We start from the raw sequence: 8,169 nt of genomic DNA on the forward strand, positions 1-8,169 counted from the left end.
CGCGGGCCATCGGCGGTTTGCTCTCTGTTGCACTAGTCGTAGGCTTGCGCCTCCCAGGCGTTACCTGGCACCCTGCCCTATGGAGCCCGGACTTTCCTCCCCCCCCTAATTTTCATAGAGGGCAGCGACTGTCCGATCGACTCTCCGCCGCGAAGGTTAACGGCAGAGCGCCCGAAGAACAAGCGCTAATAGCCGCAAAACCTGTCTGCGCGACGGGTTACTCGCCCTTCTGTTTCTCCAGCGCGACCTGATACAGCACGTTTTTGCGCTCGCCGGTGATTTGCGCGGCGAGAGCGGCGGCACGCTTGAGTGGCATTTCTTCAAGCAGCAAATTCAGCACGCGCATTGCCTCGCTGCTGACCGCGTCTTCAGACTCCGGCGCCGTCCAGCCCGCCACTAGCACCACGCATTCGCCACGCTGCTGATTGCTGTCGGATTCAACAAACTCGCGCAGTTCAGAGAGCGGCAAGCCTTTAAGCGTCTCGAAGGTCTTGGTGATTTCGCGAGCCAACAGTGCCTGACGCTCACCACCGAACACTTCTTCCATATCCTGCAAACATTCAAGGATGCGGTGCGGGGCTTCGTAGAAGATCAGCGTGCGCGGCTCTTCTTTGACCGCTTGCAGTCGCGCCTTGCGCCCGACCGACTTGGCCGGCAAGAAACCTTCGAAGATAAAACGATCGGATGGCAGCCCCGCCGCCGACAATGCCGCGATCAATGCGCACGCCCCCGGCACCGGCACCACCGCGATTCCGGCCGCACGAGCCTGACGCACCAGGTGATAACCAGGATCGGAAATCAGCGGCGTGCCCGCATCGGAAATCAGCGCAACGTTGTCGCCCGCCAGCAGACGGGTAATAAAGCGACTACCTTCATCTCGTTCATTGTGTTCGTGACAAGCGGCCAGCGGCGTGGAAATACCGAAGTGCTGCATCAGGCGCGCCGAGTGGCGGGTGTCTTCGGCAGCGATCAACGCCACTTCGCGAAGTATTTTCAGTGCCCGGGCGCTGATGTCGTCCAGGTTGCCGATGGGCGTCGCCACCACATAAAGCGAGCCAGCAGCGGAATTCGGGGAACCTGGAGCAGTCAAAGCGCACACCTCATGATCGGTAAAAGCGGCCATTGTAGCGCGTCACGAGGCTTGCGTTGCGCTCTGCCCGACCACGGTTTTGCACGCTGTAGCGCAGCGCCGCGACATTTACTCCAGCTAAATTGACCGTTTCACGCCACTAACATCGCGCCCCGGCCAGTGCTTGGGTACAATTCCACGCTAATTTGATCGAGTATCAGGAACACTTACATGATCGCTTGCCTGCGGCTGTTCACTGCCCTCTGCCTCGCTGCCTTATTGGCGGCCTGCGCCAGCTCCCCTTCCTCCAGCCTTGGCGAACTTCCACGGACTCCGGACGCCAGCATCGAGCAACTGCTCGCGCAGGCCAGCCAGGCGAGTACCCCGGAAAAAGCTGCCCTGTTGCGCCTGAGCGCGGCAGATCTGGCTTACCACCAGGGTGATGCCGGACGCTCCGCGCAAATCCTGCAACAAGTGCCGATGGAGCAACTGAAGCCCGGCCAGCAGATTTTCGCCAGCACGCTGAACGCTGAACTGGCGATGACGCGCAATCAACCGAAAGCCGCGCTGACCGCTCTGAGCCATCCAAGCCTGCAGCATCTGGGCGAAATGCCTGAAGAGCAGCAAGTGCGCACCGGCACCGTTCACGCCCGCGCCCTTGAAGCCGATGGTCAGACCCTGGCTGCCGCTCGCGAGCGCGTCTTTATCGCGCCGATGCTAAAGGGCGAAGCCGCCAGCAAAAACCACGAAGCGATCTGGACACTGATTGCCTCGCTGCCAACCGATCAACTGCAAGCCAACACCACCGACGACCTCGGCGGCTGGATGGGCCTGGCACTGGCGGTGAAATCCGCCGGTACGCTGGAACAGCAGCAAGCTGCGATCGACACCTGGCGCGCGCAGAATCCAAAGCACCCTGCTGCGATCAACCTGCCGCTGCCGCTGACCAAACTCAAGGAACTGGCCAGCCAGCCCCTGAGCAAAATCGCCCTGCTGCTGCCGCAAGACGGCCAACTGGCTGCCGTCGGCAAAGCACTGCGTGAAGGTTTCATGGCGGCGCACTACCAGGCGCAACAGGCCGGGCAGAAGCCACCCGCTATCGAGTTCTACGACAGCTCGAAGCTGACCTCGATGGATGAGTTCTACCGCAAGGCTCAGGCTGACGGCGTGCAACTGGTCGTCGGGCCACTGGAAAAACCACTGGTCAAACAGCTGAGCACTCGCCCGCAATTGCCAATCACCACCCTCGCGCTGAACTACAGCGAAGGCGATCAAGGCCCGGCGCAACTGTTCCAGTTTGGTCTGGCGGCTGAAGACGAAGCGCGCGAAGTGTCGCGCCGTGCCCGTGCTGATGGCCTGCACCGCGCCGCGATCATGGTGCCGAAAGGTGAATGGGGCGACCGCGTCATGCGTGCGTTCAGCCAGGACTGGCAGGCTAACGGCGGCACCATCGTTGCCACCGAGCGTGTTGATCAGCCGGTGCAACTGGCTCAGCAGATCGCCGACATGTTCCAGCTGCGTCAGAGCGAAGCGCGCGCCAAGAGCTTGCAAAACGCTGCCGGCACCAACGTCGCCGCACAGCCTTCGCGTCGCCAGGACATCGAATTCATCTTCCTTGCCGCCACCCCGCAACAGGCGCAACAGATAAAGCCGACCCTGAACTTCCAGTACGCCGGTGACGTTCCGGTTTACGCCACCTCGCACGTTTACAGCGCCAGCGGCGACGTCAACCAGTACAACGACATGAACGGCATTCGCTTCTGCGAAACCCCATGGTTGCTGGACAACAGCGACCCACTGCGCCAGCAAGTGGTTGCACAGTGGCCGCAAGCTGCCGGCAGCCTTGGCCGCCTGTACGCGATGGGTGTTGATGCCTATCGTCTGGCGCCGCGCCTGGGTCAGCTTAAGGCGCTGCCGGACAGCCGCATCGATGGTGAGTCGGGCAGCCTCGGCATGACCCAGACCCAGCGTGTTGTGCGTCAGTTGCCTTGGGCGCAGTTCGTCAGCGGTCAGGTGCAGCGCCTGCCGGACACCCCGCGCTAATGCCCGACAGGTCACGCTCGCAAAGCGGTAAGGATGCCGAGCGCCAAGCGCTCGAGCATCTTCAACAACAAGGTCTGCGCCTGTTGGCGCAGAACTGGTTTTGTAAACGCGGCGAGCTTGATCTGGTCATGCTTGATGGCGATACAGTAGTATTCGTTGAAGTTCGCTACAGAAAAAACACTCAATGGGGTGGCGCGCTCGCTAGCATCGATGGGCGCAAGCAGCAGAAACTGATTTTTGCCGCACAGTATTTTCTTCAGCGCGAGTCGCGTTGGGCCAATTCCCCCTGCCGCTTCGACGTGGTGGCCATCGACAGCCATCCGAGTCAGCTGAACTGGTTGCAGAATGCTTTCGACAGTTGATCGTCGGCGCTGCAATCCGGACAATCCCACCGACAAATTTTGCTCTTTGCTTTGCGGGCTGCACTTTCATGTGCCGAATAGCCGCGCTACTTAAGGTCACACAGATGGACATGCAATCCCGAATTCGCCAGCTTTTCCAGGCCAGTATCGACACCAAGCAACAGGCGATGGACGTACTTGCACCGCACATCGAGCAAGCCAGCCAGATCATGGTCAACGCCCTGCTCAACGAAGGCAAAATGCTTTCGTGCGGCAACGGCGGCTCGGCCGGTGACGCCCAGCACTTCTCTTCGGAGCTGCTCAACCGCTTCGAGCGCGAGCGCCCAAGCCTGCCGGCCATCGCGCTGACCACTGACACGTCGACGATCACCTCGATCGCCAACGACTACAGCTACAACGAAGTGTTCTCCAAACAGATCCGTGCACTCGGTCAGCCAGGCGATGTCCTGCTGGCGATTTCGACCAGCGGTAACTCGGCGAACATTATTCAAGCGATCCAGGCCGCACATGATCGCGAAATGATTGTCGTAGCTTTGACCGGACGCGATGGCGGCGGCATGGCCTCGCTGCTCTTGCCCGAGGACGTCGAGATTCGCGTTCCGGCCAATGTCACTGCACGTATTCAAGAAGTCCACTTGCTGGCGATCCATTGCCTCTGCGATCTGATCGACAGCCAACTGTTCGGGAGTGAAGAATGACCCCTAATCGCCTTGGCCTTCTGGCCTTGACCCTGTGCCTCGGCATCAGCGGCTGCACCTCGGTGGTGAACGCCAGCCGTGAAGCACCGATCGATGACGACCGTGGCACGCGCACCTTCGGCAGCAAGATCGACGACTCGTTGATTGAAACCAAAGTGGGTGTGAACGTGGCGAAGGCCGACCCGGCGCTGGACAACGATTCGCACATCGTCGTGACCAGTTTCAACGGCGTTGTTCTGCTCGCAGGGCAAACGCCTCGTGCCGACCTGAAAGCCAAGGCCGAACAGGCCGCAGCCGCTGTTCAACGGGTAAAAACCGTGCATAACGAGCTGCAGGTTATTCCGCCGTCCGGTTTCCTGGCTCGCCAGAACGACACCTGGCTGACCTCCAAGATCAAGACGCAGATGCTCACCGATGCCAGCATTCCCGGCTCGCGCATCAAGGTCGTGACCGAGAACGGTATCGTCTACCTGCTGGGTCTGCTGACCAAACAGGAAGCCACTCAGGCAACCAACCTGGTGCAGGGCGTTTCCGGCGTACAGAAGATTGTGAAGCTGTTCGAATACATCGACTGATACACATCTCTGCGTAGGAGCTGCCGAAGGCTCGGGCCGCGATCGGACGATCTTTTGATCTTGCTTTAAAAGATCAGGATCAAAAGATCGCAGCCTTCGGCAGCTCCTACAGTTTTGAGATGTATGTGAAGTTTTGAGATGTGTATGCAGATTCGAGATGTGTATGCAGTTTTGAGATATGCATGAAAAAGGCGATCCATCCGGATCGCCTTTTTTTATTTCACCACTTTCAAACTTGGCCGGCCTGTTGGGCGCGGCGGTTCGCTGTCCGGTGGTGGCAAGTCGTCATCCGACTCGATCTCTTCCTCGTCATCCATCGGCGACTCGAGATCAAACACCATGCCTTGACCGTTCTCCCGGGCGTAGATCCCCAGAATGGCGCCAATTGGCACGTACAGGCTGTGCGGGACGCCACCGAAGCGACCTTCAAAGGTCACCACGTCGTTGTCCATGTGCAAATGCCGTACGGCACTTGGCGAGATGTTCAGGACAATCTGCCCGTCACTGGCGAAACCCTGCGGCACTTGCACCGCCGGGTACTCGGAGTTGACCAGCATGTGCGGGGTGCAATCGTTATCCACAATCCACTCATAGAGCGCGCGAACCAAATAAGGTCGACTGGAGTTCATAGCGGCTCCTTAAGCCTTAGCGCATATCGCGTTCGACACCAGACAGACTCGCCTGGAAAGCCTCACGCGCAAACGAGCGCTCCATGTAATCAAGCAGCGGCTTGGCTGGCCGCGGCAGTTCAATACCCAAAATCGGCAAACGCCAGAGTATTGGCAATAGGCAGCAATCCACCAGACTTTGTTCCTCACTGAGGAAAAACGGCTTGTCGGCAAACAGCGGCGACACGCCCGTCAGGCTTTCACGCAATTCCTTGCGCGCCACGACACGCGCGGCCTCTTTGGACTTTGGATCAAGAATCAGATCCACCAGACCACACCAGTCGCGCTGAATACGATGAATCAGCAGTCGACTGTTGGCACGCGCCACTGGATAAACCGGCAACAACGGCGGGTGCGGGTAACGCTCATCCAGATATTCCATCACCACAGTCGACTCCCACAGCGCCAGGTCACGATCGACCAGCGTAGGCAGACTTCCGTAAGGGTTCACCTCAATCAGTTTAGGCGGCTGACGACCAGCTTCCACATAAATGATTTCGGCGCTGACACCCTTCTCTGCAAGCACGATGCGCACTCGGTGGGAATAGTGGTCGGCGGGGTCGGAGTAACAGGCCAACCGATTGGTCACGCCCATGGCGATCCTCCTCGCTTGTTGAAATGATTGGAACCGGAAAAACGCGCGCGCCCAGAGGGCGCCTCCCGCAATATCCGGCGAACCAGACGTTGCGTTATCGGAGGCGCCCTTGGGCGCGCGCGATTAACAGCAATGCTTTGAAGCGTATCAGTGCACGTCTTTCCAGTATTCACGCTTGAGCAGGTAGGCGAACACAAAGAAGAACGCCAGGTACAGCAAGACGTAGGTACCGATGCGCTGATGTTGCAGCTTAACCGGGTTAGCCGAGTAAGCCAGGAAGGTTACCAGATTCTTGACCTTCTCATCGAACTGCTCTTCGTTCAGAGCACCGGATTTCGGCACGATGGTCAATTGATCGCACGCTTCATGAGTCAGCGGCGTACCGGTCAACGGATCATATTGCTTCTTGCCGTCTTCGACGATCTGCACTTGTTTGCAGCCCACCACTTGGCGACCTTGCAGGCCGACCAGTACGTTAGGCATGCCGACGTTCGGGAAGACCTTGTTGTTCACACCCCATGGGCGTGCCGGATCTTCGTAGAACGACTTCAGGTAACCGTAGAGCCAGTCGGTGCCACGCACGCGAGCCACCAACGTCAGATCCGGTGGTGCTGCGCCGAACCAGGTCTTGGCGTCCGCTGGCTGCATGCCGATGGTCATGTGATCACCGATCTTGGCACCGGTGAACACCAGCTTCTCCAGCATCAGTTCGTGCGGCACGCCGAGGTCATCGGCAACGCGCTCGTAACGCTGGAACTTGGCGCTGTGGCAACCCATGCAGTAGTTGGCGAAAGTGCGCGCACCGTCCTGCAAAGCAGCTTTATCGGAGACATCGATGTCGACTTTTTCCAGCTCCGCACCGTGTTCAGCAGCGAACGACAAGACAGGCAACGCAGCAAAAATCAGAGCAAAAAATAACTTTTTCATCAGCCAGTCACCCTTTCCGGAACCGGTTTGGTCTTCTCGAGCCTGGTGTAGAACGGCATCAGAATGAAGTAGGCGAAGTACAGGAAGGTGCAGACCTGCGACAGCAAGGTTCGCTCCGGCGTCGGCGCAAGCACACCGAGAATGCCGAGGATCACGAACGAAATGCAGAACACCACCAGCCAGATTTTGCTCATCCAGCCTTTATAGCGCATCGATTTGACCGGGCTTCGATCCAGCCACGGCAGCACGAACAGCACCGCAATCGCCGCGCCCATGGCGATAACGCCCATGAGTTTGTCGGGGATTGCCCGCAAGATTGCGTAGAACGGTGTGAAGTACCAAACCGGCGCAATATGCTCTGGTGTCTTGAACGGGTTAGCTTGCTCGAAGTTTGGTTTTTCGAGGAAGTAGCCGCCCATTTCCGGGAAGAAGAACACAATAAAGCAGAAGATAAACAGGAACACAACGACACCGACAATGTCTTTCACGGTGTAGTACGGGTGGAAGGCGATGCCGTCCAGCGGGATGCCGTTTTCGTCTTTGTGCTTCTTGATGTCGACGCCGTCAGGGTTGTTCGAACCCACTTCGTGCAGCGCCAGAATGTGCAACACCACCAGACCGAGAATCACGATCGGCAGCGCAACAACGTGCAAGGCGAAGAAGCGGTTCAGGGTAATGCCGGAGATCAGGTAGTCACCACGAATCCACTGGGTCAGGTCGTTACCGATCACCGGTATCGCACCGAACAGCGAGATGATCACCTGGGCACCCCAGTAGGACATCTGACCCCATGGCAACAGATAACCCATGAAGGCTTCGGCCATCAGCGCCAGGTAGATCAGCATGCCGAACACCCAGACCAGTTCACGCGGTTTCTGGTACGAACCGTAGAGCAGGCCACGGAACATGTGCAGATAAACCACGATGAAAAACGCCGAAGCGCCGGTCGAGTGCAACAGACGCAAAATCGAGCCGTACTCGACGTCGCGCATGATGTATTCAACGGAAGCGAACGCTTCTTCTGCCGACGGCGTGTAGCTCATCGTCAGCCAGACACCGGTGACGATCTGATTTACCAGAACCAGCAGTGCCAGAGAGCCGAAGAAATAGAAGAAGTTAAAGTTTTTTGGCGCGTAATACTTGCTGAGATGGTCTTCCCACATTTTTGTCGCGGGAAAGCGCGCATCAACCCAATCCATGAACTTGCTCATCACGCTTTCTCCGTATCGACG

The 8,169-nt window shown here is 58.3% G+C and carries 9 protein-coding genes and 1 other RNA gene; 4 read left to right on the forward strand and 6 right to left on the reverse strand.

Annotated features, from left to right (window positions below; translation table 11 throughout):
- An RNA gene (gene rnpB, locus ACIP1X_RS26760) (RNase P RNA component class A) lies at window positions 1–144 on the reverse strand; the annotation flags it as partial.
- 73 nt (window positions 145–217) lie between these two features.
- Entirely contained in the window at window positions 218–1,123 is a 906-nt protein-coding gene (gene rsmI, locus ACIP1X_RS26765; protein ID WP_159815078.1) for a 16S rRNA (cytidine(1402)-2'-O)-methyltransferase, read from the reverse strand.
- A 177-nt stretch (window positions 1,124–1,300) separates the two neighbouring features.
- Between rsmI and ACIP1X_RS26770 the strand changes: the two genes are divergently transcribed.
- From ACIP1X_RS26770 to ACIP1X_RS26785, 4 genes are all read left to right on the forward strand, one after another.
- Window positions 1,301–3,112, forward strand: coding sequence for a penicillin-binding protein activator (locus ACIP1X_RS26770; RefSeq protein ID WP_400755778.1), 1,812 nt, complete (start codon window positions 1,301–1,303; stop codon window positions 3,110–3,112).
- A complete protein-coding gene (locus ACIP1X_RS26775) occupies window positions 3,112–3,474 on the forward strand; it encodes a YraN family protein (RefSeq protein WP_053123656.1) in 363 nt (120 codons plus the stop codon). Before ACIP1X_RS26770 ends, ACIP1X_RS26775 begins: the two co-directional genes overlap by 1 nt.
- Before the next feature lie 104 nt (window positions 3,475–3,578).
- Window positions 3,579–4,172, forward strand: a complete 594-nt coding sequence (locus ACIP1X_RS26780; RefSeq protein WP_008082788.1) for a phosphoheptose isomerase — start codon at window positions 3,579–3,581, stop codon at window positions 4,170–4,172.
- Window positions 4,169–4,747, forward strand: a complete 579-nt coding sequence (locus ACIP1X_RS26785; RefSeq protein ID WP_007917023.1) for a BON domain-containing protein — start codon at window positions 4,169–4,171, stop codon at window positions 4,745–4,747. The genes ACIP1X_RS26780 and ACIP1X_RS26785 overlap by 4 nt, the downstream gene beginning before the upstream one ends.
- A gap of 215 nt (window positions 4,748–4,962) precedes the next feature.
- Here the strand turns inward: ACIP1X_RS26785 and ACIP1X_RS26790 are convergent, their stop codons facing one another.
- The 4 genes from ACIP1X_RS26790 to ACIP1X_RS26805 all read right to left on the reverse strand — a co-directional run bounded on the left by ACIP1X_RS26790 (window position 4,963) and on the right by ACIP1X_RS26805 (window position 8,148).
- Window positions 4,963–5,376 (reverse strand): ClpXP protease specificity-enhancing factor, encoded by a 414-nt coding sequence (locus tag ACIP1X_RS26790; protein ID WP_053123658.1) that lies wholly within the window; start codon window positions 5,374–5,376, stop codon window positions 4,963–4,965.
- Between the two features lie 16 nt (window positions 5,377–5,392).
- Window positions 5,393–6,010 (reverse strand): glutathione S-transferase N-terminal domain-containing protein, encoded by a 618-nt coding sequence (locus ACIP1X_RS26795; protein WP_047303097.1) that lies wholly within the window; start codon window positions 6,008–6,010, stop codon window positions 5,393–5,395.
- Between the two features lie 147 nt (window positions 6,011–6,157).
- A complete protein-coding gene (locus tag ACIP1X_RS26800) occupies window positions 6,158–6,937 on the reverse strand; it encodes a cytochrome c1 (RefSeq protein WP_159815079.1) in 780 nt (259 codons plus the stop codon).
- Entirely contained in the window at window positions 6,937–8,148 is a 1,212-nt protein-coding gene (locus ACIP1X_RS26805) for a cytochrome bc complex cytochrome b subunit (RefSeq protein WP_016985147.1), read from the reverse strand. Before ACIP1X_RS26805 ends, ACIP1X_RS26800 begins: the two co-directional genes overlap by 1 nt.
- Between the last annotated feature and the right edge of the window lie 21 nt (window positions 8,149–8,169).

This window comes from Pseudomonas sp. NPDC088885, assembly GCF_044750025.1.
GTDB lineage: Bacteria > Pseudomonadota > Gammaproteobacteria > Pseudomonadales > Pseudomonadaceae > Aquipseudomonas > Aquipseudomonas rustica.